The following is a 22,945-nucleotide window of genomic DNA, read 5'->3' on the forward strand; positions in this document are numbered from 1 at the left end:
GGTTATTTTGGGTTTCTTAAGACGGGGACTATTTTGTTTTCGAAATCCCTTTTACCTATGTCTTCTCTGTTTTTTGATAAAGACTGCTTTATATTTCTTTCATCTATTTGTAGCTTATTTCCTCTCTCGTCTAATTCGAATGTAGCAATCGATTTCCTTAATGTATCATTTGTTTTTAACCAGTCATTTAAAAGTGTTTGCAATGTATTTTTATCTTTCTTTGAAGAAAAGATAGTTTCATTAGACATTACTTTTTTTAACTCTTCATAATCCCTTTCTAATGAAATTTCATTTTTAGCTATGGTATACATCATCGCACTATATTTCCCATATTCATCTTCAAAACTGTCCATAAATGGGATATCAAAATAACCGATATTTCTTGTTACTTCTCTTTGCATATAGCCTAAATTGTAAATAATTTCTTTTATTCTCTTAGGTCGTTCAATTACTTTTTCATTATGTTCTACAATTCTATTAATCACTTGTACCATATGAGGATATTCAGACAATAATTTTTCTTGATTATCTAATAATATACGGTTCATTTCCTTATAGGTTAGGGGTTCTTTCTTTGCTTGAATGGCCATCCCTCTACCAGCGTTGTTCGCCATCGTATTAAAAAGTAACAAATAATAAGCAGGTAGTTTTGCTTCTTCTAAGGACAATACTTCCCCAGCTTTATCCATAATTAGATAACCACTAACTTTATTATTTAATTTTGCATAATCCACTATAAAATAATGTTGACCTTTATAAAAGAAAGCAAATTTCCACATATCCCATTTCTCAAATAGCCTTTTGTGCCTTTTTATATTCTTTATTTGTTCAGGTGTTGGATTAACATTTATCATACATATACCTCATTTAACTAAATACAGATTTAAAGAACCCTGTAACAGACTCTTTAGCTTTATTGAACTTATCTTTAACATTTGAGATAATTTCTTTTCTATTCCTATATAATTTTTGACCTAAACTAGCAATTGATAATACCCCACCAACCACTACCATCCCAGCAGCTATTGGTTGAGCACCGGGTATCATAGCAACTGCTGGCGCAAGTCCAGTAATGATTTCTCCTGTATTACCAACAAGGTCCCATGCAGCATTTGTTTTCTCTTCTGAAGTACTTGCTGAGTTTAACTTCCCAACATTATCAACTGTATCTTTAATAGCAAAAGGTAATGTAACTGCGGACACAACAGCATTTGCAGGTGTGAAAGTTTTTGTAGCATTATATAAATCATCAACGCTGGCAATATCAATTATGTCACTAGAGGATCTTATCATTTCGATATTTCTAAATTCATTAACTGTTTTTAAATTATCATAAACTTCCTTCCCCTTCAGCCCAACATCCGCTACATCATAAGCAGCATCAATTGTCGGGTCACCTTTGGCGAAAGTTTTGAATCCTGCTAGAACAAGATTGGAACGACTGGATGCATAATTGCTAAAGCCAGCTGTATCACCAGCACGAACCATTTCATCAGCAAAGTTAACTGTATTACCGATGACGTCATTTGTAACAAACTTTATACCGTCATAAGCCTTTGGATCTTCAAACTCAAAAAACGACTGATTATCAGATACTGTATTATTATACCTATCTAATGTATCCAGTGTCGGATTTTGATAGTCTGGGCTATATGGTGGTTGTGGATTGCCTGCAATGGGTCCTCCGGGTAAGTTTGAAGGATCATTTGGATTGTTTGGGTTATTTGGGTTATTTGGATTGTTTGGGTTATTTGGATTGTTTGGGTCATTAGAAGTGTTATTATTGCTATTATCGGAATTTAAATTTTGTTCCCATGGTGCATGTTCCCAAACCGGTGAGGTATTCCAATACGGCGTTACCCATTCAGATTGATTTTGCCATAATTGTTCATTCCACTCTGGTGAAGTTTCCCATCGAGATTGTTCCCACTCGGGCGGTGTCTCCCATTCGGGAGGGGTTTCCCATTCTGGTGGTGTCTCCCATTGAGGTCCACTCCAAGTTGGCGCATTATTCCAAGTCCCCCATGCATGTGCAACACTGGCATAACTACCTATATTCATAAACATGATAACAAATATGGATAATAGTGCAATGAGGACACGGTATGACCTTCTCATTGACAACACCTCCTAATCTTTTTTATTAATAACTAATATTCAGTCCCCATGCGAACGAATCGAATAATTCGAAAGATGGCCCCTGTCCTGTTTGTCTCACATGCCGTTGGTTATCAGAAAAGTATTCATCATACTTAAAGGCTTCGTACTTAGTAGCTGTCTTCACTTCAATTCTTTGGTTTTCGTTTAACCAGATTTCTGTTTCTGATACTTGGCCACCATTTCTTTGAATATTCGTACTTACTTCACTATAAATCTCACTTTCCGCATTACTTAATGATGAAGCAATGAACATTCTTAAAACATGGCTATCTGGTTTATTTAACTCACGCTTAATTATTTTATTGATTGCTTGATGTTTCTTTTCAGATTCTTTTAAGTAGTTGGGAAGTGTAGGAAGGAGCTCTTCTATTTGCTTTGATAATAATTCAGGTTCCTCTAGCTCTGGTGGTTCATAATCTTCATTATCTTCGTTTTCCTCTGCTTCCTCTTTGGCTTCCTCTTCCGCTTCTTTAAATTGATCTTCTAAATACTCATCATAATCTTCTATCGATAAAGCAAGATGCTTCGTTATAATACCTGAAGCAACAATGCTTGCCTGCTCAGCATTATTGGACGCATGTTCTTTTTCAATAAACACATTGGCAAAGCTTAGGATTAAAAGAAACATTAAAAAGAACACACTAAACAATCCAATGATAAATAGCATTGTGTTTCCTTTTTCATTCTTTAAATATTTCATTTACTCCATCACCCTGCCACTTATTTCTCTCGTAAAGGAAACCTTCGGAATATATCCCGCTATGCTATCTGGGATAAAAACCAAATCTAGGTTCACATGCATCCTTAAAGTGAAATGATTGTTACCGTTATTCATCGGATCGAGATCCATTATCTGTATGTTACCTCCGGCTTTATTAACAAGATTTCTTGCAGAACTGGTTGCATCAGTTATATCCTCAGTGACTGCATATGTCTTTGCTGCTTCATTCAATGCAGATTGGGCAATAATTGCCGCATAACCCGCAACCAAAAACTGCCACAAAATCATCATAATCAAGAAAACAAGGGGCACCATTGCTAAGAACTCGATTGTCGCTGAACCATCTTCATTATTGATTTTTTTCTTCATTTGATGCCCCTCCTTTTTAGTTTGAGACATTTTTTTCATAAAGTTTATCAATTTCATCTAAAGTTTCTTTTAAGTTTTCTTTTGATAAATCCATTAAGACTGTTTTTAGTTCTTCTATAGACTCATTATGTTTCTTATAAAATTCTTCTACTTTAGAGACAATTTTTTGGGATTGGTCATCGGAAATTTTGTCATCATTCTTCAGACTATATACCGATTGTTTAGTTAGATTTTTTTCTTTACGTAGTTTATTTTTCCATTTATTATTGACACTAATGATTTCCAGTATTTCTTTGTTTTTCGTACTAATAGCACTTAACGTTTCACTGTTCTTCCATCCAATCCACTTCAGAGTATCATTTACTGTTTTACCTAATTCATCATTGAGTTGATTTTGATTGTTTACATTCACATAACTACCATCTGCTGCCTTGGCGATTTCTTTCAGTTGCTGTTCATCTTTACTGGCTAAATCAAATCCAATGACATTAACCACTGGTGAGATTCCCGAATCTTTTAATTCTTTCGCAGCTGCTACCGGATCGCCATCACATGTTTCAATTCCGTCACTGACAATATAGACAACGTTTTTATGCTCTTCTCCAGAGTACTTTGATAGGTCCTCTTTCGCTTCCTTAATAGATTGAGCTAATGGTGTCCACCCTGCTGGATCAAAGGAATCAAGTGCGTTGGACAGTTCAGACTCATTATATGTTTTTGACTCATATACTAACTCATTGGCGGCACAGGACATTTTCTTATCTTCATCTGAGCCCGATCCTTCATGGCCATACACTCTTAAACTTAAATTCACATCTTCCGGTAATGTGGATGCAAACTCCTCGATTGATTCTTTAGCTAAATCCATCCTTGTTTTAGAACCCATATAATTCGCCATACTTCCACTGGCGTCCAATACAATTTCTACATTATATTGTTCTTTAGATGCTAATTCTTCGGCTTCCTCAGGCTTGTTTAAACTGCTTTCTTCAATAGAAACTTTCGGGTCTTCGTATGGCATCTTAAATACTGAATACAAATAGTTCGTCAGCTTCTGTAATTCCTCATCATTTGCATCCTCTGGTAAAGCAGGAATATCATTAAGTACCGCTTCTACATTCCTATCACCGAACATTGTATCTTCAGAACCTAGTATGCCAATAGGATATTCAATAATTTCTTCTATATTTTTTGGCAGTTCTTTTGCAACTAATTCTTCATTGATGGCTTCCTCAGCTATTTCATTTTCTTCAGAAGCTTTCTGTAATGTTTCTTGAGTTTCAGCATCTGTCTGTTCCTTTTGATTTTGGGTTTGCTGTGGTGTATCATTACTTTTCCCTTCATCAGACGAACAAGCTACAACCATTACGGAAAATAGTAGAAGCAGACAAATATAAACTGTTTTTTTCACATTAAAGCCTCCAACCATTGTTATAGTTAAATTAGCTACCTATGCTTTCTAGCATATCACTTATTTTAGTAACAATTGTCTCTGCCAAACCACTTCCTTGACCATCCATAGCCGTCGCAACCGCAAACATTAAAGCAACGATTACTGCCGCTAATCCTACCCATTCAATTGTTGATACTCCGTCTTCGTTATTAACTGCCTTTTGTGTTCTCGCATACAGAGCCTGCATTTTCCCGTTTACTTTTTCAATAAAATTTTTCATTTGTTTTTCCTCCTAAATAATTGGTTTTATTACTTCTAATTTTTTTGATGGCGTGAGCTAACCTTCAGTTAGAAATAATCACCCCTTTCAAAGATTTATATTTTATTAACTAAAGATATTCATAATACTGTTCTCACCATAGATCATGTTGAGAATCACTAATCCAATAATCAGCAACATAATGAGTGGAGCGATAATGAATGATGTGATTAAAGTGACTTTTGGAGATGCTTTAGCTGCTTTTTCTTTTACCTGTTCTAAGCTTATTTTCCTAATATCCTCAGCTTGTGCTTTAAAAGTCGAAGCCATCGGAACACCTAATCTCGTTGCTTGAATAAGTGATTTAATTAAAGATTGAAAGTCTTCATTTTCATTTCTATCTAATAATCCAGCATAAGCTTTTTCTCGAGGAACACCCAGATCGATTTCTTGAAGGAATTGGGCAAATTCTTCTCTTATTGGACCATCAAAATATTTAATTACCTCTTTGATGGCACTATCTAAATTCGATCCTGCTTGTAAGCTAATACTTACCGTATCTAAAAAGTCTGGTAAGTCCTTTCTTAATAGATCCTGTCTTTTTTTACCTAATGACCTCACCCAAATAATGGGTATAAAAAAACCTAAAATTGGTAAAGTAACAAAAGCAATATTTGCTAGGGGGAACCCCATAATTACCATAAAGAAACCAAGTAAAAGTCCCAATAAAATAAACACGATTTTAAATCCTTGAAATCTCTTCACACTTAATTCATAAGGGTTACCTGATCTTTTTAATAGCTTATCTACCTCTTCAGATTCACTATAAAAATTAATCCTCTCTCCTAATGTGGAGAAGTCATCAGCATATCTGGCGAGAAATTGAATGATTTTTTCCAATCTGCCTTTCTTGCCAGCTACAAGTACGGAAGAGGTAACTGCTATTTCTTGTAAATGAGCTTTCAAGTATTGCTTTTGTTTAGAATACTGATATAAACTAGCTAATCCGAGAGCGAGAGATAGCCAACATAATATAACGGCGAATAATATGAAAGAATCCATAACGCTACACCTTTATGTTGGTAACAGCTCTTACAAGTAATAGCGCGATTACCATCCCTATAATAAAAATAATCATTAATATAGCTCCTGGAACAGTGAATAACAATTCCATAAATCCATCCATAATATTGTTTAACATGAACAACAAGAAGATGGGCAGAGCAGGTAAGATATACGAAACAAACCTTTGTTCAGCGGTAGCTGTTGAAATTGTTTGTCTGAGTACCTTCCTCTCCTCAAGCGTGTGAGCCATTTCATATAAAACTTGTGTTAAGTTACCCCCTGCTCTTTTTTGAATTAATAGAGCAGAGATAAATAGTTTATACTCTCTCGTAGGTACTCGAACTTCTAATTCTTTTAACGCTCGCTCGAAATCGACACCTAATCTCATATTTTGGGTTAATGATTTAAATTCGTCTTTAGCAGGAGAACTCACTTCACTCGCTACGATTTCAAGCCCTTGGACAATTGTCATGCCAGATTTCGTTGCGTTCCCGAGAATTCGGCATACCTCAGACAATTGATTGTTTAACTTCTCTATGTATTTATTCTTTCTTATTAAAAATAAAATCCAATAAGCCCCTGCACAGAGCACAACCGCAATGATTAAGCTTAAGATAAGCGGTACACTAAAGAAGCCGAATAACATGATGGTGACAGTAAAGGCGATAAATAATAGAATGGCAAAAAATTCAGAAGGTAGAATAGATATATTGGATTTTACTAACTTTTGCTTAAAGTTATCGGCAAAATCAGTTTTATCAAACCTATCACCCAATTTTGCAATAAAGCTGTTACGTTCTTCTTTTTCTTGAAATTCCTTTGCTTGCTTTTTAATAATTTCTTTCTTATCACTACGATAACCTAAGTAATTATAAACACCCCATATAAAGAGCAATGTTGCTAATCCAAAAAGTATGGCTGCCTCCATAGTTACTCCACCTCCTATCCTTTAAAAATTTCTTCATCTAGCTCTATTCCATACATCTTAATTTTTTCTAAACATTTAGGTATTTTTCCTGTTGGTTCAAATGAACCTTCAACCTGACCATTTTCCTTTAGTCCTTTACGTCTATAGGTGAATATTTCATCAATATTGATTTCACCTGATTCACTCCGATAAACTTCACAAATAGAAACGATTTTTCTTGTTCCATCTGTTAATCGTGTACTTTGAACGATAATATCTAATGCGCCCACAATATACTCTCTAACAATATTTGATGGTAAATCCATACCCGCCATGACAACCATTCCCTCGACCCTTCTCAGTGCATCAAATGGGGTATTGGCGTGTACTGTTGTAATCGACCCTTCGTGACCCGTGTTCATCGCTTGCAGCATATCAAATGCTTCAGAGCCACGAACCTCACCGACGATGATACGATCAGGCCTCATCCGTAATGAGTTTTTCACCAAATGTCTAATAGAGATTTCGCCCTCGCCCTCCATATTTTCAGGGCGGGCTTCCAATCCCACGACATTTGGTTTATCTAAGCGAAGCTCAGCGGAATCTTCAATCGTAATTATTCGTTCACCTACAGGAATAGAATCGCCAAGAACATTTAATAATGTTGTCTTACCGCTACCTGTTCCTCCTGAAATAAGCACGTTCATTTTTGCCCTTACAATCGCATCTAAAAAACGAGACATATTTTCATTTAGTGATTCAAAGTTTAATAGATCTTGAATGCGGAATGGTTCTTTGCGAAACTTTCGAATGGAAACGACAGATCCTCCTAAACTGATTGGAGGTATTACTGCATTCACCCTACTTCCATCGGGTAACCTGGCATCAACCATCGGCGAACTGTCGTCAATTCTTCTGCCAAGTGGAGCTACAATACGGTCAATGACATGTCTAACATGGCTTTCATCTCTGAATGAGATGGGCGAAAGTTGCAACTTTCCATATTGCTCAATATAGATTTCATTAAAGTTATTGATAAGAATCTCCGTAATACTCGGATCATTTAATAATGGTTCGAGGGGACCGTAGCCAATGGACTCATCTATAATCCTTGTAATCAGTAATTCTTTATCATGCCTCGGAAGAATGATTTTTTCCTCACTCATAAATTGACTGATAAGTTGTTCAATTCTGAGTCTCATTTCCCCTTGTGGCAAGCTGGTTAACAGTTCAAGATTCGTTTCTTTTAATATGCGCGTTTTGTAATGCTCTACAAGCTCTGAAATGTATTGATTTTGAACTGACGACCTTTTTATCGTTCGATTTCGATTATTATTTTCTGTTTTTTTATCAAACAAAGACATCAATCATCAATCCTTAAATTATATTATTCTAACATTTGGTTAACCCATTTCTTCACGCTCTTAGTAAATGGTATCAACTTCTTTTCGACAGCTTCTTTTCTAAATGGTTCACCTTTATTGATATGTGTTTGAACCCCTTTAATGTCTCTTGGTATCTTAAATGCTATAGGGTAAGAAATAATATCTTTTAAATCATTCGGCTTTATTTCATTTTCTCTCCCGACTTCATTTAATAACAATTCCATACGATCCTGTGTTTCGATACCAAGCCTTACAAAAAGATTTTCTACTTGTTTTAACATATTGATAGATGGTGCATCCAAATTCATCACATAATAGATTTTATCTGACTCTTCCAATGCAATATATGTCTGTTCATTCACATATGTAGGAAGATCGACAATGACAAAATCATAGCTCCTTCTACAGGTCCTCAATAATTTAGAAATAAAATCAGAAGGAAGACTTTCACTTACCTCAGCATCTTTAGGGCTTAATAACACTTCAAGCTTTGAGTATTTTTCCTTTTCTGATACGTTTCTAATATGGGTTTCCGCTAATTCGCTAATAACTGGTTGAAGATCTGCAAGCGACCTGTTCGATTCAATCGAAAGATAAGTTTCCGTACCACCGTACTGCAAATTTAAATCGATTAAAATCACTTGTGCAGTGGATTCTAATTTTAATGTTTGTGCAAAAGAACTCGATAGTATCGTGCGGCCACTTCCACCTTTACCACTATAAAACGAGAGAATCTTTCCTCTTCCCCGTTTAAAAGATTGATTAGCTGAAGCTGTTTCCTCCAACTGCTCTCTTTTTTGAATAGCCAGTTGTATAATGCTGTCCATTCTGCCATAAAGCATGGTATTTTCATCCGGTAAAACAAAATAATCAGTAATTCCTGCTCTTGTTATATCCCTTAATGTGTCAAAGTCTCTTGAGAAGGAGATATAAACAATTGGGAGTATATGATTATAAGTGTGGATATATTCAATCGTATCCACTGTTGATTCTGAAGAGGATTCGATTAGAAAGATTAAATCTGGAGATAATCGATCCAATTCTGACCTTATATCAGAATAATTAAGTGTATCTATTTTGTTATATTCATTAAATAACCCCATAATATTAGTAAGCGATTCATCACTATCACTCACTATCAGGATATTGATTTGTTCAGCCATCATGACCACCTCATTTTTGACATACCTTATAATCAGTCTTTTTTATCTGACTTTTCTTCTTTCTTCTCTTCTTTTTCTTTAGGTTCTTCTTTCTTCTCTTCTTTAGCAGGAGCTTCGTCTACCTTCTCCTCTTTCTCTACAGAAGCCGCTTCTTTTGCCTCACCATCGACTTCTTGCACTTCCTCTTCTAAACCAACATTTGCCTTTAGTACTCTCATACTATCAGCGTAATTTTGCATATGTATAATTTCTGGTGCAGCTTCAAAAGGGACTTCCACGACAATTCCTGAAAACTTTTTATCACTTTGTAAGATACGAGCAACCTTTACATCCTTCTTAAAGCTTTCAGTAACTGGATTACCGTCAAACTTGTGTGAAACAATAATGTCCACTCGATCAAGTGCCTCTAACTGTGTATCAAAGCTTACATTTTCAGTCTGCGTTATCATCACGAGACGACTATTCTCATCAGTAGCTGTTGATACAGGTTTAATCATTGGTTGTGTAATCACTTCATCTTCCTTTAATGGTACGACTAAAACTTTGTTAATTAGATCTTCAACATTTAATACATACGATTCATTTACATACCTATTAGGTATTTCAATGGCTTTCACTTGTTCTGGTTTAATAACTGTTCTAGAAGGGATATCATCTGCTGCTACATAAACTTCCGTCATCCCACCAAGATCAGCATTAAGTTCGCTCACTTTTTGAAGGACGAAAAAACCAGCTGCCACTGCTAATAATAATGAAATAGATATAAAGATTATGGCTCTTCTCTTCGATTCCAACATTCTGCTTCTTCTCTCCCACATCATTCATATTTTTCTATATTTAAGTAAAATTTGGTAAATAATTTACTACTTTTTACCTCGTTTAAAAAATTTTAAACCTGATAATTTGAAGTTTTTTCTTTTTTCCTGCTATATATTTACTAACATGAGTAGAAATTTCCGTCAAATCCACTTTTGTCCATGTCGAAATTTGTCTGTGATTTTCATACTAGTTTTCTCTCAAATTCGAGATTTTTTATGTGATTTTGGAAGGATGTCAGTACAGGAGCAGAGAAACAATTCTAATTACTTTATTGCAAATAATTGAGGAATATATATATTTATAGTCTTTTAGACTCAATTTGTAAGCAAAGTGGGTTTCAACCTAAAATATACTCATATAAGTGTTGGAAATTTCTCTGAAAAATTCCCCTCGGGGTATCGAGAGTAATTTTTCACTCCATGTGATTTATTTTCTTTAAAAGTATAATAAAAAGTTAAATAACAATTGTTTATTAGGTAAAATTTTATATTTATTTCCTTTTTATACCTTATAGTCATTTTATCAATATAGTATCATCCCATTTCAAACGACATAGATACAAAAAATGCTAACCTAGGACAAAGTAATTAAACACAAAATAAATAGTTGACAAGAATCGACAATTTTTCCATACAAAAAGAGATGTAGTTAATTACTACACCTCTCTTAACCCGAATATAATTATTCACCTATGACCTTTGCCCCTTCTAATAGTTTATCTGTTAATTCAACACCTTGTTTCTCAGCTGCATCCTTGTTAACGATTAATTCTAGATTATCAGGGAAACCAACTGGGATGTCACTTGGCTTTTTGCCATTTAATATTTCTATAGCCATTTCACCTGTTTTATAACCGAGGTCATGGTATTCAAAGCCATAGGAAGAGAACGTGCCTCTTTCAACCGAATCACTTTCACCAACAAATGTAGGGATTTTTTCTTTATTAGCCACTGTGATCACTGATTCTAAAGCTGAAACGACGGTATTGTCCTTTGGAATATAAAAGACATCGGAGCGATCAACAAGTGATTCTGCTGCTTGCTTCACTTCTGAGCTAGTTGAAATTGCCGTCAACGCATATTCAAGTCCATTCTCTTCTAATGCCTTCTTCGCATTTTCTACATTAACAATTGAGTTAGCTTCCCCGTCGTTATAAATGATTCCGACCGTCTTTGCTTCAGGGACAAACTTTTTAATAGAAGCAATCGTATTTTTAATCGCATCTGGATGGGTATCAGAAGTACCAGTTACATTTGCACCCGGCTTGTCCAAGTCTTTTACAAGATCTGCGCTAATCGGATCGGTAATGGCTGTAAAAAGAACGGGTATATCCTTGGTTGATTGAACAACAGATTGAGCACTTGCTGTTGCTATTGCAAGAATTAGGTCATTGTCAGCAGTAACCAAGTTTTGAGCAATAGACATATTATTATTAGCGTCCCCTTGAGCATTCTGATAATCTAACTCTAAATTCTTTCCTTCCTCATAGCCTGCATCTTTTAAAGCAGCCATAAAACCTTCTCTTGCAGCATCTAATGAAGGGTGCTCAACAATTTGTGTAATACCAATTTTAACAACTTTTTGCTCCTTTTCATTGTCCCCACTGCCACTTGCCTCATCAGCACCTGAAGAACCACATGCACTAAGAAGCAGCATTGAACTACCAATCAAACCTGCTAATAATTTTCTCATGACCTAACTCCCCACTTATAAAATTTTTAATATTTCGATAATAACACGCTTTGTTGATTTAAAGCAATGAATTTTTTTGCATGCGTTTTCATTATAGTAATGATACTCCACACATATTGATTCCCCTTCTTTTTCATAGAAAAATCGTGGTGAATTTTTACAATTATGTGTGCTATTCTTATATCAGATACTTACATAAAGGAGTTTTTGAATGACTGAGGGCATGTTTAACTTAAAAAAGCTGAAAAAAGCTAAAATGACCTATTATGCAGTCTCCTGCTACACGGATAAGACTTCAAGTCAAGAAACATACGATACCCAATTTGCCTTTCCTGTCGGAGACCTCGATAACGTAGAAGTGACAACAGAAATACTCGATGGTGAGTCGAACGAGGGGCAACGTGTAAAACTTCACGAGATCATGAATGAAAAACAGCTGCAGTTCCCTTTTTATATCATCAATGAAATTCATGCGGAAGATATAAGTAAAGAGATCAAGCTTCTTAAAAAAGACCACCCCTTTAAGAATTTGCTTGGGACAATTTCTTTTGAGGAAATAGTTGCAGCTGAAGATTGTGCGATTTATCAGCTTCACAAGGCTGTTGCGTATAAACAGACTGTTGCTGAAACGATTGAATTTTTGAATGGGAAGCTAGCTGGACAGAAAAGCTCATAAAAATAGCCGAGCCCTTTTAGTTAAAGTCGCTCGGCTTTTTTATTAGGAGCCAACAAAATCTCCCCCGTTAACGTGGATGGTTTGACCGGTGATGTAAGAGCCGTCATCAGATGCTAAAAGGACATAAACGGGTGCTAATTCATACGGTTGCCCTGCTCTTTTCATTGGGACATCGAGACCAAATGTTTGGATTTGTTCAGGGGATTGACTGGCAGGTTGGAGTGCCGTCCAAATTGGCCCCGGTGCAACGGCATTGACACGAATGCCTTTGTCAACAACATTATTAGCCAACGCTCGTGTGAAGCTAACAATTGCACCCTTTGTTGCCGAATAATCAATGAGATCTTTTCTACCGATATAGGCATTAATTGAGGTTGTGTTAATAATGCTGGCCCCATCTTTCAAGTGAGGCATGGCTGCTTTTGTCATATAATAATACGACCGAATATTCACGTCAAAGGTTATGTTCCACTGATCTGAACTAATATTTGTAAATTCATCTTGCAAAAACTGTACAGCGATATTATTCACAAGCACATCACATCTGCCAAAGGTTTGGATGGTCTCTTCTACAATTCGTTTACAATGCGCTTCCTCCCTTTGATCACCTGGGATCAGAAGACATTTCCCACCATAATAAGCGATTGCCTGTTTCGTCTCTTCTGCATCGCGATGTTCATCATAATAGGCAATTACTAAATTCGCTCCTTCTTTAGCAAAGGCTACAGCTGCGGCTCTCCCTATCCCACTATCGCCCCCAGTTACAATTACTACTCTATCCTTTAACTTGCCGGTACCTCTATATTGCGGATTATCATATATGGGCCTTGGGACCATTTCGTATTCCATCCCTGGCTGTCTATTCTGCTTTTGTTTAGGAAAGCTAAATACAATTTCCTCACATTTTGTTTCTTTTCCGTAATTTCCTCGTTCCATAGGGCTTCCCCTCCTCTTCATCATATTATTTTAATTGAGAGAAGGTGGTGCAAACGCGAAAATACCTAGCTCATAAAAATTTTAGGTACTAACATTGAGCACTCAACTTAAGGAGCTGGAAGCTGATGGGATTGTTCGAAAGAAAGCGTATAGTCTCACAAAAAAAGCAGAAACGCTATTACCTGTTTTAGAGCAGTTATGTGAGTGGAGAGAAAAAAACCGCAATAGTTTGTAAAATAGTCCACTAAACTCTCGTAATCTATAGAACCTTAAGTAGTGAACTGTATTAAAAAAGTCTTGCTCCAATTAAACGAAAGCAAGACTCTTGTATTTTTCACCGAATTACACTTTTTCCATGATGAATTCACGCTTTCGAATCATATGCACAACTAAATAAACAAGTGGTGTGATGCAAATTGAGGCAATAAATTTAAATAAATATTGCGAGAGAATCAATCCCAATAATGCGGAAGTTGGAATCGTTCCGTAAAAGGCGATCGTAATAAATATCGATGTGTCGACGATTTGACTAATCATTACAGACATATTATTTCTGAACCATAACTTCTTCTTACCATGACGCATTTTTAGTTGATGAAAAACATACACAACAATATGCTGGCTAATAAAATAAGACACAAGACTCGCAACTATTACACGAAAGCTACCACCTAAAATCGCCTGAAATGATGCCTGTTCGCCGAATACGGGAGCAGCAGGTAATTGGATGGTGATCATAATAAAGATAATCGCCAATATTTGTGTGATAAGACCAGCTTTCACCGTTTGTTTACCAGCTTCTTTCCCATATAATTCGACGATAATATCAATGATTGGGTACGTAAAAATAAAAACGACCACTGCTGCTGGAAGAATCGCTAAATCGCCAAGGCTGAATAATTTCACAGCAACTATATTAGCTAAAATAAGCAAGCCCACATAGATGCCGTTTAAATATAGAATCATCGATTATCCACTTTTTCTGGATAGAGATCATGGTTCATTAATCGATGCTCTGCCATCTTTTCGTATTTCGTTTCCGGTCGGCCATAATTGCACCACGGATCAATGCTAATACCACCACGAGGCGTAAATTTCCCCCAAACTTCAATATAACGGGGGTTCAATAAATCAATGAGGTCATTCATAATAATATTGACACAGTCCTCGTGAAAGTCGCCATGATTTCTAAAGCTAAAGAGATACAGTTTCAATGATTTACTTTCTACAATTTTTTCATCAGGGATGTAAGAGATATACATCGTAGCAAAATCCGGTTGGCCTGTGATGGGGCAAAGACTTGTGAATTCTGGACAATTAAATTTGACAAAATAATCTCTACCGCTATGTAAGCTGTCCACAGCCTCAAGTACTTCTGGTGCGTAATCTGATGGGTATTGGGTCTGTTGATTACCTAATAAAGTTAAATCCGTTAATCCTTGTTCTTCTTTTCTTCCTGACATAAAAAAAGCCTCCTTGAATCAATTTCGTTCAGGGAGCTAAAACCATCTGTCAACTAAGAAACAAAAAACCACGCCCGAATATGGACATGGTTTTTTTCATGCATCCATAGTTTTTTATAGAGGGTTTAAAGCTATGAACCTCTTCTGGATATCTTCCAGTCTATTCATTTACTTTTCTCAGTTTATATAAGCTTGTGATCACTGTCAATCTTTTCTGTTAGGCGTACACTTCGTTACCATCCGATTCATCTTTAATTTCACCAACAATTTCAGAAAGAATATCCTCCATTGTTACTAACCCGACCGTTTTGCCTTGATTATTTGTTACAAGGGCCATATGTGTACGTGTTTGCTGCATTTTCAAGAAAACCTCTTTAATGGAGATGGTTTCTTTATAGCTTGGTATCTCATGCATAAATTCTTTAAAATCTTCCTTACGTCCTGCAGCTAAACTCGTTAACATTTCCTTCGTATTAATGAATCCGATATATTCCTTCGTCTTAGATGCAACAGGGTATCTGGTATATTCATATTCATCGATGACCTTTAACATACTATCCAATGACTGATTCTTCTGCAGTGTAATCATTTCTTCTTTCGGAATCATAATATCTTTTAATTGACGACCATCAAAGGCAAAGATGTTCTCCAAATAAGCAAGTTCTGTTTGGTTGATTTCTCCACCTTCATAACTTTGTGTGACAATCAACTTCAACTCTTCTTCCGAGTGCACAGTATCATGACCAGCTGGCTCAACACCAAATCGTCTTAAAATAAACGTTGCTGAACCATTTAATAAACTAATAACTGGCTTCATAATGCGACCAAACCAATATAAAGCTGGCGCCAGTAGAAGTGTCATTTTTTCTGCATATTGAATCGCTAATGTTTTTGGTGCAAGTTCCCCAATAACGACGTGTAAGAACGAGACAATAGTCAGTGAGATAATATAAGAAAGTATTGTCGCTACAGCGGCAGATACTTCAAATTCAATAAACAAAGGTTCTAAAATCTTCTGTACAGTTGGTTCACCTAAAGCACCTAAAACAAGCGCTGTAATGGTAATACCTAGTTGGCAGGCAGATAAATAATAGTCAAGATTATGAGCTACTTTTTTAGCAAGTACTGCTTTTTTATTTCCTTCTGCGATCAATTGATCGAGTCTAGACATACGCACTTTCAATATAGCAAACTCGGCACCTACGAAAAATGCCGTAAATAAAATAAATAATGCAACTAAAAACAAGTTTAATATGATTATACTGTCCAATTATTTCCCTCTTCCTGAGGGATTCACCTCCAAGATGATTACGATGATTGAGGGGTTTCCTCTGCTATTTGATCTTCTAAATATTGATGGAACATGACTTGTTTAATTTGATAATTATCCATTTCAGCCACTTCCCACACATGATTATCGTGATGAACCTCGTCACCCTGCTCTACTACTTCAAGGTTTTTATATTGTATCCAACCAGCAATTGTGTCGATATCTTCACTATCTTCAAATGTTAGGCCAAACCGGTCTTCCAAATCAGTCAACAACACACGTCCATTGATGATATATTTTTGTTCACCTGCTGGACGGATATCCGCTACTTCATCCTCATCAAATTCATCTCGAATTTCGCCAACTAGCTCTTCAAGTACATCCTCCATCGTTAAAACACCAGAAGTTCCGCCGTACTCATCCATAACAACAGTCATATGGACTTGTTCTTGCTGCATTTTCAACAGCGCATCTTGTATACTTGTTACTTCTACAACAAATGGAACATCACGCATATATTGCTCTAACTTTACTTCCCTGCCACTCACAATGTGACTGAGCATTTTCTTCGCATTGACAACACCAATAATACGGTCTTTATCCCCATTTTCGACAACGGGATAACGCGTATAATTATGTTCATCTAAAATGGCGATCAGTTCATCTGGAGTCATATCCTTATCAATTGTCACAAGATCTGTTCTTGGAACCATGATATCTTTTGCTACTCTTTCATCAAAAGAAAAGACGTTCTCTAAATACTTCAGTTCTGTTTGATCAATTTCTCCACCTTGGAAACTTTGTGCCATAACGATTTTTAATTCTTCCTCAGTGTATGCCTTTTCTTGCGGAGCTGGCGCGACACCAAACATACGCAATAAAAGACGAGAAGCACCATTTAAAGCAAAAATAAACGGCGACATAATCTTACCGAACCAGTAGAGTGAAGGAGCAAGCATTAACGTCACTTTTTCCGAAAATTGAATAGCTAAAGTTTTCGGTGCCATCTCTCCGACTACCACGTGTAAATAAGTTACTAATGCAAAAGCAATAGCATAAGAAGCAACATCAGCAATAGTAGCAGAAATGTTTAACCAACTAAAAACAGGATACAACACAGCACTTACAGCCGGTTTACCTAATGCACCTAAACCAAGTGCTGTTACCGTAATACCAAGTTGACAAGCTGATAAATAATAATCCAGGTCCGCTGCTACTTTCTTAGCAAGAACCGCTTTTTTATTTCCTTCAGCAATTAACTGGTCAATCCTCGACATACGGAGTTTGACTACTGCGAACTCAGACGCAACGAAAAACGCCGTCAGAGCAAGTAAAATTACAAGCATTATTAAATTCGTAATGGTTATTATGTCCAATTATTTCCCTCTAACTGAGGGATTCACCTCCAAAATAGTTAACACTCATTCAATCGTTTGAAACAATCTGATAATTCTTTTTCAAGTAAGCGAAACACACGCTTTTTTTCGATTTCGGAACACTGTTGATATCGTTGTTCTACGATTTCAAGCTTCCCTTTTAAACGATTGATTTCCTCTTGGACCTCTATTACCATGGGGTCTACTCCTTGGTTATCCTGTGTATGAAGTACTCTCTGAATCTCTAGAATTGATAATCTCTCTTTCTTCAAAGCTTTAATCCTTTCTAACGTATTCAGGACATCCTCAGGATAAAGACGGTAGTTTGAAGAGGAACGTTCGACACTCAATAAATTCTTTTTTGTGTAATAATCAATCGTCCGTGATGTTAAACCGCTCAATTTCGCCACCTGACCAATTCGCAATAACGCCTTCCCAATGAAGTAACCCCCTTTCTATATTAAGTATTACGTTTCAGTTTTATTTAAAACCTATGTTTATAGGTTGAAACTTTTTAAGAAAAAACACAAACTATTACGTTATAGTTTATGAGAAAATTATATAATGGACTGTAACTGAAATCAAGTGGTAGCTTTTTCAGTCCACAACTCCCCATTCTCAATTATATTTTAACTGATAACAGCAGATATCTCAAAAAAAGAAACTTCATATTATATACCTCTCACTTGATAAAGAAAGATATGATTGATTATTTTACCTCTATGGTACTTTTCGGAGGATGATATAGAATGATAAACGGGCTGATGAGATGACGGTGCCTAAATTGTACTCAGCCGGAAATATTGCCTTGTTCTAGTGAACTCGAATCAGAATAGGCAAACTAGCTTTTGTAATAGTTGGAAACGCGGCAATTACTTTGAACCAACTACTATATTTGACTCGTTTAACAGACAAACGCTTTAAATTTTTCACCGCCCTCAGAATCCTGACTCGTTCTTGCTGGAAACGTATCAAATAGCATAGGGTTACTCTATATTTGACTCGTTTAAGAAGTAATCGCTCCAAAAATTTGGATATTCTGCAAATCTTGACTCGTTTTGGAAAGGAACGAATCAAACATTTGAACCTTCTACTATTTTTGACTCGTTTACCAGATAAACGCTTCAAATTTTTCACCGCCCTCAGAATCCTGACTCGTTCTTGCTGGAAACGTATCAAATTAAAGGGGGGTACTCTATATTTGATTCGTTTAACAAGTAAACGCTCCAAAAATTTGGACATTCTGCAAATCTTGACTCGTTTTGGAAAGGAACGAATCAAACATTTGAACCTTCTACTATTTTTGACTTGTTTAACAGACAAACGCTTCAAATTTTCCACCGCCCTCAGAATCCTGACTCGTTCTTGCTGGAAACGTATCAAATAAAAGGGGGGTACTCTATATTTGATTCGTTTAAGAAGTAAACGCTCCAAAAATTTGGACATTCTGTAAATCTTGACTCGTTTTGGAAAGGAACGAATCAAACATTTGAACCTTCTACTATATTTGACTCGTTTAACAGACAAACGCTTCAAATTTTTCACCGCCCTCAGAATCCTGACTCGTTCTTGCTGGAAACGTATTAAATAGCATAGGGTTACTCTATATTTGATCGTTTAAGAAAGTAAACGCTCCAAAAATCGGTACGCCTAACAAATCCTGGCTGGTTGCGAATATACGGAAACACGCCAAGAATGATACAAAGTTATCTTTCCCCGATTTCTTAATTATCTTTCTCCGGTTGCTTTTGTTTTGGATTTTCCCCATAAAAAAACACCTCCATTCTTTAAATGGAAGTGTTGGTTCTTTCATATAATTTTGTCCATCATGGTCGTTGCAATAGAGAAATAAATCAGTAGGCTAAGAATATCATTTAATGTAGTAATAAAAGGGCCGGATGCAATGGCTGGATCAATTTTTAAGCGGTTGATAATGAGCGGAACAACTGCTCCAATCACTGCGGCCATACTTAATGCTAAAAATAGTGAGGCACCGACGATAAAAGCAAGCAGCCAATTTCCTTGGTAGAATAGACCGATAATACCTGTTAATACGATCATACATACGACACCGAGCATCAAACCAGTACCCAATTCCCTTTTCACTATTTGCCATACACCGTTTTTCTCTACTGATCCAGTGGCTAATCCACGGACAGCCACAGCTAATGATTGTGTCCCTGTGTTACCTGCCGTTCCCATAATCAATGGCATAAATGCAGCGAGGATGACAATTTGTTGTAAAGTTTCTTCAAAGCGACCGATGATGTTAGCGGTAATCATACCGAAAAACATCAATAAAACAATCCAAGGTGCACGTTTTTTTGCGGCACTAAAAGCCGTTAAGTTTAAATCTGTCGCCCCTTTAGAAGCAGCAAATTCTCCGAAATCATCATCTGTCTCTTCTTCTAGTACATCGATAACATCATCGACTGTAATAATACCGACAAGCTTTCCTTCTTTCCCAATGACAGGAACCGCTAGAAAATCATATTCTTTAATCAAACGTGCCACGTTTTCTTGATCTTCATTGACCGGTACAGAAACCACTTGTGTGCTCATAATATCATCAATGATTTGATTAGGCTGTGCAATAATTAAATCTCTTAAGGAAACAACCCCAGCAAGACGCTCCTCTATATCGACGACGTATAAATAGTAAATCGTCTCAGCAGCCATTGCCGTTTCTCTTAGTTCTTCAATGACTTGGGCGGCAGTGGACTCAACTGAAATGCGAATGAATTCTTTCGTCATAATGGCACCGGCCGTTCTCGGTGCATAAGTCATCAGCTCGATGACTTTATTGGCTTCTTCTTGATCCATGGATTGAAGGATATCATCTGCATTTTCTACTTCCATTTCAAGCAAGAAATCGGCAACGTCATCAGCAGACATATAATTAAACATCGCGACAGCATATTGAAAGCCTATATGAGTAAAAACCTCTGATTGATCCTCTAAGTCTAGCCCTTGGAAAATATCAGAGAACTCTTCGGGTGTCAGAAAAAGTAGTAATTGTTTTTGTAATGGCAGTTCCATTTCTTTAAACACTTCTACTTGGTCCGTCGGATGCAATTCAAGGAACGTCTCACGAAACATTTTCAAGTTACGTTCAGTGATATATTTTAATACTTGTTTTTGGTAATCTTTTTTTTGTTTTAATTTTAATAATTGGTTCATTTCGACTCCTCCATTTCGGAAGAAGAGCCTATTTATTCTGTATAAGATGAGTGGTGCAGAACAAATACCCTCCTCTTTTCTCCCTATTGATCAATTCCTGTTTACTCGACCTCGGATTGGGAATACTATCCATCCCGCACCACCTCCTTGTTTTTTTAAAATGAAAAAGCACCTCCAACTAACCGTGGAGGTGCATAAAATGCATAGAAAATACAACATGTACGCGTATTGTACAAGCAGTAATTACCCCTCCATTCGTAGAGCTTTAGCACTGTACAGCATAGGTAAATACCAGCTACATTAAAAACCACCTTATGTCGATGGTTCCTGTTGACCCATTGGCGTCTTTGGACATTTTTGGGCAGTAGCATATCTCTATACAGGAGCCTCACCTAACGAGGATTCATATGGATTGCCATGTTCACTTTACATCTAGTGTTACATTCTGTCAACACCTTTAGAAAAATTAATAAAGGTCCCCGTACAAGGGAACCTATTAGATTTAAGCATAGTAGCCAATGATGGATTTAGGTTCTAAAAATTCTTCGATACCAAAGTCTCCCCATTCACGTCCAATGCCTGATTGTTTAAAGCCGCCAAACGGTGCTGAGAAATCAGTTTTTGAATTATTGACTTGGATTTGTCCAGCGCGAATGCCTTTGGCCACTTTTTGTAATGTGTCACGATCGCCACCGTAAACGTATCCAGCTAATCCATAAATGGTATCATTAGCGATTTCGATTGCTTCATCCAAGTTATCGTATGTGAGGATACTCATTACTGGTCCAAAGATTTCTTCTTGGGCAATCGTCATATCGTTTTTCACATTTGTAAAAGCAGTGATTTTCGTATAATAACCTTTCTCCAGTCCTTCTGGTTTTCCAGGACCACCGGCAATTAATTCTGCACCTTCTTCTGATCCTTTTTTAATATACGATTGTACCCTTTCCCATTGATCTGCATCGACAAGAGGACCAACTTGAACATCTTGACTTGTTGGATCACCGACTGGGAAGTTTTCAATCACTTCTTTTACAGCCTCAACGAATTCATCATGCATTCCTTTTGGAATGAGTGTTCTTGTTGCCGCTGTACAAACTTGACCTGTATTTCCTGCGACGAGCGCAACGGCTGTTTTTGCCGCTCCTTTAATGTCTGCATCATCTAACACGATAAGTGGTGATTTTCCACCTAACTCAAGAGAAACTTTCTTGATAGTTGAAGCTGCGTTTTCCATAATTTTTTGTCCGACTTCACCAGATCCTGTAAAGGATACGAAATCAATATCAGGATGTGAACTAATGCCATTACCAATTGTTGAACCTGAACCTGTTACTAGGTTAAAGACACCTTTTGGCAAACCTGCTGCTTCAAAGATTTCCGCTAAAATCATCGCTGCAAATGGTGTATTTGATGCTGGTTTAAGCACTACGGTACTACCAGCAGCAAACGCACTTGCCAATTTAGTAGAGGTTTGATTCGTAGGGAAGTTCCATGGTGTGATGAGTCCTGCTACACCGATCGCTTCCTTGCGAACTAATGTGTTTCCTCGTTCTTCTTCAAATTTGAACGTTTTTAATTCCTCTACCGCTTGTTTAAAGTGTTGTAAACCCATTTGATAATGGACTTTATTGCTTCGCTTAACAGGAGAGCCTAGTTCTTCTGTAATCACTTCTATAATATCGTCTTTACGTTTTTCATATTCTTGACAAATTCGCTCAAGTAACTCAATTCTTTCTTCTACTGATGTTTGAGAGAATGATGGAAATGCAGCTTTGGCCGCTGCCACTGCTTTATCTAAATCTTCTTCTGTTCCTGAACTAATTTTTCCCATTACTTCTTCCGTTGCTGGATTAATGACATCAATGGTTTTAGATCCCGTTGATGTGACCCATTCGCCATTAATATAGTGCTTAGTATAATTTCGCATAAGTATAATCAAGCTCCTTTAGGGATATTATTGATTCTACTTAACCCATTCCCTTTCTCCCCTTTATTAAACATGTCACATTCGTCATGTAACTACCAACTTTTCATCTGTATAACTTTTATTCTTTAGGAAAAGATAGGGCTACGTGCTCGTCACGTAATATCGGTGTGGAGGGATGAAC

Annotated in this window: 21 protein-coding genes, 1 pseudogene and 2 riboswitches; of the genes and pseudogenes, 2 read left to right on the forward strand and 20 right to left on the reverse strand. The window is 36.7% G+C overall.

The window, feature by feature from the left end:
* Positions 1-2: 2 nt before the first annotated feature.
* From MKX29_RS05860 to MKX29_RS05915, 12 genes are all read right to left on the reverse strand, one after another.
* Positions 3-854 (reverse strand): hypothetical protein, encoded by an 852-nt coding sequence (locus MKX29_RS05860; protein WP_251163553.1) that lies wholly within the window; start codon positions 852-854, stop codon positions 3-5.
* A gap of 13 nt (positions 855-867) precedes the next feature.
* On the reverse strand, positions 868-2,118 hold the full coding sequence (locus MKX29_RS05865) for a hypothetical protein (RefSeq protein WP_341104613.1): 1,251 nt from the start codon (positions 2,116-2,118) through the stop codon (positions 868-870).
* Between the two features lie 25 nt (positions 2,119-2,143).
* Entirely contained in the window at positions 2,144-2,860 is a 717-nt protein-coding gene (locus tag MKX29_RS05870) for a hypothetical protein (RefSeq protein WP_251163551.1), read from the reverse strand.
* On the reverse strand, positions 2,861-3,250 hold the full coding sequence (locus MKX29_RS05875) for a TadE/TadG family type IV pilus assembly protein (RefSeq protein ID WP_251163550.1): 390 nt from the start codon (positions 3,248-3,250) through the stop codon (positions 2,861-2,863).
* 16 nt (positions 3,251-3,266) lie between these two features.
* A complete protein-coding gene (locus tag MKX29_RS05880; protein WP_251163549.1) occupies positions 3,267-4,661 on the reverse strand; it encodes a VWA domain-containing protein in 1,395 nt (464 codons plus the stop codon).
* A 31-nt stretch (positions 4,662-4,692) separates the two neighbouring features.
* A complete protein-coding gene (locus tag MKX29_RS05885; RefSeq protein WP_251163548.1) occupies positions 4,693-4,923 on the reverse strand; it encodes a hypothetical protein in 231 nt (76 codons plus the stop codon).
* 105 nt (positions 4,924-5,028) lie between these two features.
* Positions 5,029-5,964, reverse strand: coding sequence for a type II secretion system F family protein (locus tag MKX29_RS05890; protein ID WP_251163547.1), 936 nt, complete (start codon positions 5,962-5,964; stop codon positions 5,029-5,031).
* Between the two features lie 4 nt (positions 5,965-5,968).
* A complete protein-coding gene (locus MKX29_RS05895) occupies positions 5,969-6,895 on the reverse strand; it encodes a type II secretion system F family protein (protein WP_251163546.1) in 927 nt (308 codons plus the stop codon).
* Between the two features lie 14 nt (positions 6,896-6,909).
* Complete coding sequence (locus tag MKX29_RS05900) at positions 6,910-8,238, reverse strand: CpaF family protein (RefSeq protein WP_341104619.1); 1,329 nt, start codon at positions 8,236-8,238, stop codon at positions 6,910-6,912.
* Between the two features lie 23 nt (positions 8,239-8,261).
* A complete protein-coding gene (locus MKX29_RS05905) occupies positions 8,262-9,422 on the reverse strand; it encodes an AAA family ATPase (RefSeq protein WP_251163544.1) in 1,161 nt (386 codons plus the stop codon).
* 32 nt (positions 9,423-9,454) lie between these two features.
* On the reverse strand, positions 9,455-10,219 hold the full coding sequence (gene cpaB / locus MKX29_RS05910) for a Flp pilus assembly protein CpaB (protein WP_251163543.1): 765 nt from the start codon (positions 10,217-10,219) through the stop codon (positions 9,455-9,457).
* A gap of 703 nt (positions 10,220-10,922) precedes the next feature.
* Positions 10,923-11,933, reverse strand: a complete 1,011-nt coding sequence (locus MKX29_RS05915; protein ID WP_251163542.1) for an ABC transporter substrate-binding protein — start codon at positions 11,931-11,933, stop codon at positions 10,923-10,925.
* Positions 11,934-12,144: 211 nt separating this feature from the next.
* Between MKX29_RS05915 and MKX29_RS05920 the strand changes: the two genes are divergently transcribed.
* Positions 12,145-12,609 carry a hypothetical protein gene (locus tag MKX29_RS05920; protein WP_341104622.1) on the forward strand — a complete coding sequence of 155 codons (465 nt, stop codon included), beginning with the start codon at positions 12,145-12,147 and terminating at the stop codon, positions 12,607-12,609.
* Positions 12,610-12,651: 42 nt separating this feature from the next.
* Here MKX29_RS05920 and MKX29_RS05925 read toward each other — a convergent pair whose 3' ends face one another.
* Positions 12,652-13,545 carry an SDR family oxidoreductase gene (locus MKX29_RS05925; RefSeq protein WP_095370760.1) on the reverse strand — a complete coding sequence of 298 codons (894 nt, stop codon included), beginning with the start codon at positions 13,543-13,545 and terminating at the stop codon, positions 12,652-12,654.
* A gap of 91 nt (positions 13,546-13,636) precedes the next feature.
* Between MKX29_RS05925 and MKX29_RS05930 the strand changes: the two are divergent.
* Positions 13,637-13,780: pseudogene (locus MKX29_RS05930) on the forward strand (winged helix-turn-helix transcriptional regulator); the annotation flags it as partial.
* A gap of 107 nt (positions 13,781-13,887) precedes the next feature.
* Here the strand turns inward: MKX29_RS05930 and MKX29_RS05935 are convergent.
* The 7 genes from MKX29_RS05935 to MKX29_RS05965 form a co-directional block, all read right to left on the reverse strand.
* Positions 13,888-14,511 carry a queuosine precursor transporter gene (locus tag MKX29_RS05935; RefSeq protein WP_224939150.1) on the reverse strand — a complete coding sequence of 208 codons (624 nt, stop codon included), beginning with the start codon at positions 14,509-14,511 and terminating at the stop codon, positions 13,888-13,890.
* Complete coding sequence (gene queF, locus MKX29_RS05940) at positions 14,508-15,008, reverse strand: preQ(1) synthase (protein WP_095370762.1); 501 nt, start codon at positions 15,006-15,008, stop codon at positions 14,508-14,510. Before queF ends, MKX29_RS05935 begins: the two co-directional genes overlap by 4 nt.
* Positions 15,009-15,108: 100 nt before the next feature.
* Positions 15,109-15,156: riboswitch (PreQ1 riboswitch) on the reverse strand.
* A 69-nt stretch (positions 15,157-15,225) separates the two neighbouring features.
* On the reverse strand, positions 15,226-16,278 hold the full coding sequence (locus MKX29_RS05945; RefSeq protein ID WP_224939151.1) for a hemolysin family protein: 1,053 nt from the start codon (positions 16,276-16,278) through the stop codon (positions 15,226-15,228).
* A 38-nt stretch (positions 16,279-16,316) separates the two neighbouring features.
* A complete protein-coding gene (locus tag MKX29_RS05950; RefSeq protein WP_224939152.1) occupies positions 16,317-17,654 on the reverse strand; it encodes a hemolysin family protein in 1,338 nt (445 codons plus the stop codon).
* 38 nt (positions 17,655-17,692) lie between these two features.
* Positions 17,693-18,064 (reverse strand): MerR family transcriptional regulator, encoded by a 372-nt coding sequence (locus MKX29_RS05955; RefSeq protein ID WP_224939188.1) that lies wholly within the window; start codon positions 18,062-18,064, stop codon positions 17,693-17,695.
* 1,399 nt (positions 18,065-19,463) lie between these two features.
* Complete coding sequence (gene mgtE / locus MKX29_RS05960) at positions 19,464-20,834, reverse strand: magnesium transporter (RefSeq protein ID WP_224939153.1); 1,371 nt, start codon at positions 20,832-20,834, stop codon at positions 19,464-19,466.
* Between the two features lie 242 nt (positions 20,835-21,076).
* A riboswitch (M-box (ykoK) riboswitch) is annotated at positions 21,077-21,241 on the reverse strand.
* A gap of 95 nt (positions 21,242-21,336) precedes the next feature.
* Positions 21,337-22,764 (reverse strand): aldehyde dehydrogenase family protein, encoded by a 1,428-nt coding sequence (locus MKX29_RS05965; RefSeq protein ID WP_289432767.1) that lies wholly within the window; start codon positions 22,762-22,764, stop codon positions 21,337-21,339.
* Positions 22,765-22,945 lie beyond the last annotated feature (181 nt).

This window comes from Cytobacillus sp. FSL R7-0696, from assembly GCF_038006865.1.
Lineage (GTDB): Bacteria > Bacillota > Bacilli > Bacillales > Cytobacillaceae > Cytobacillus > Cytobacillus kochii.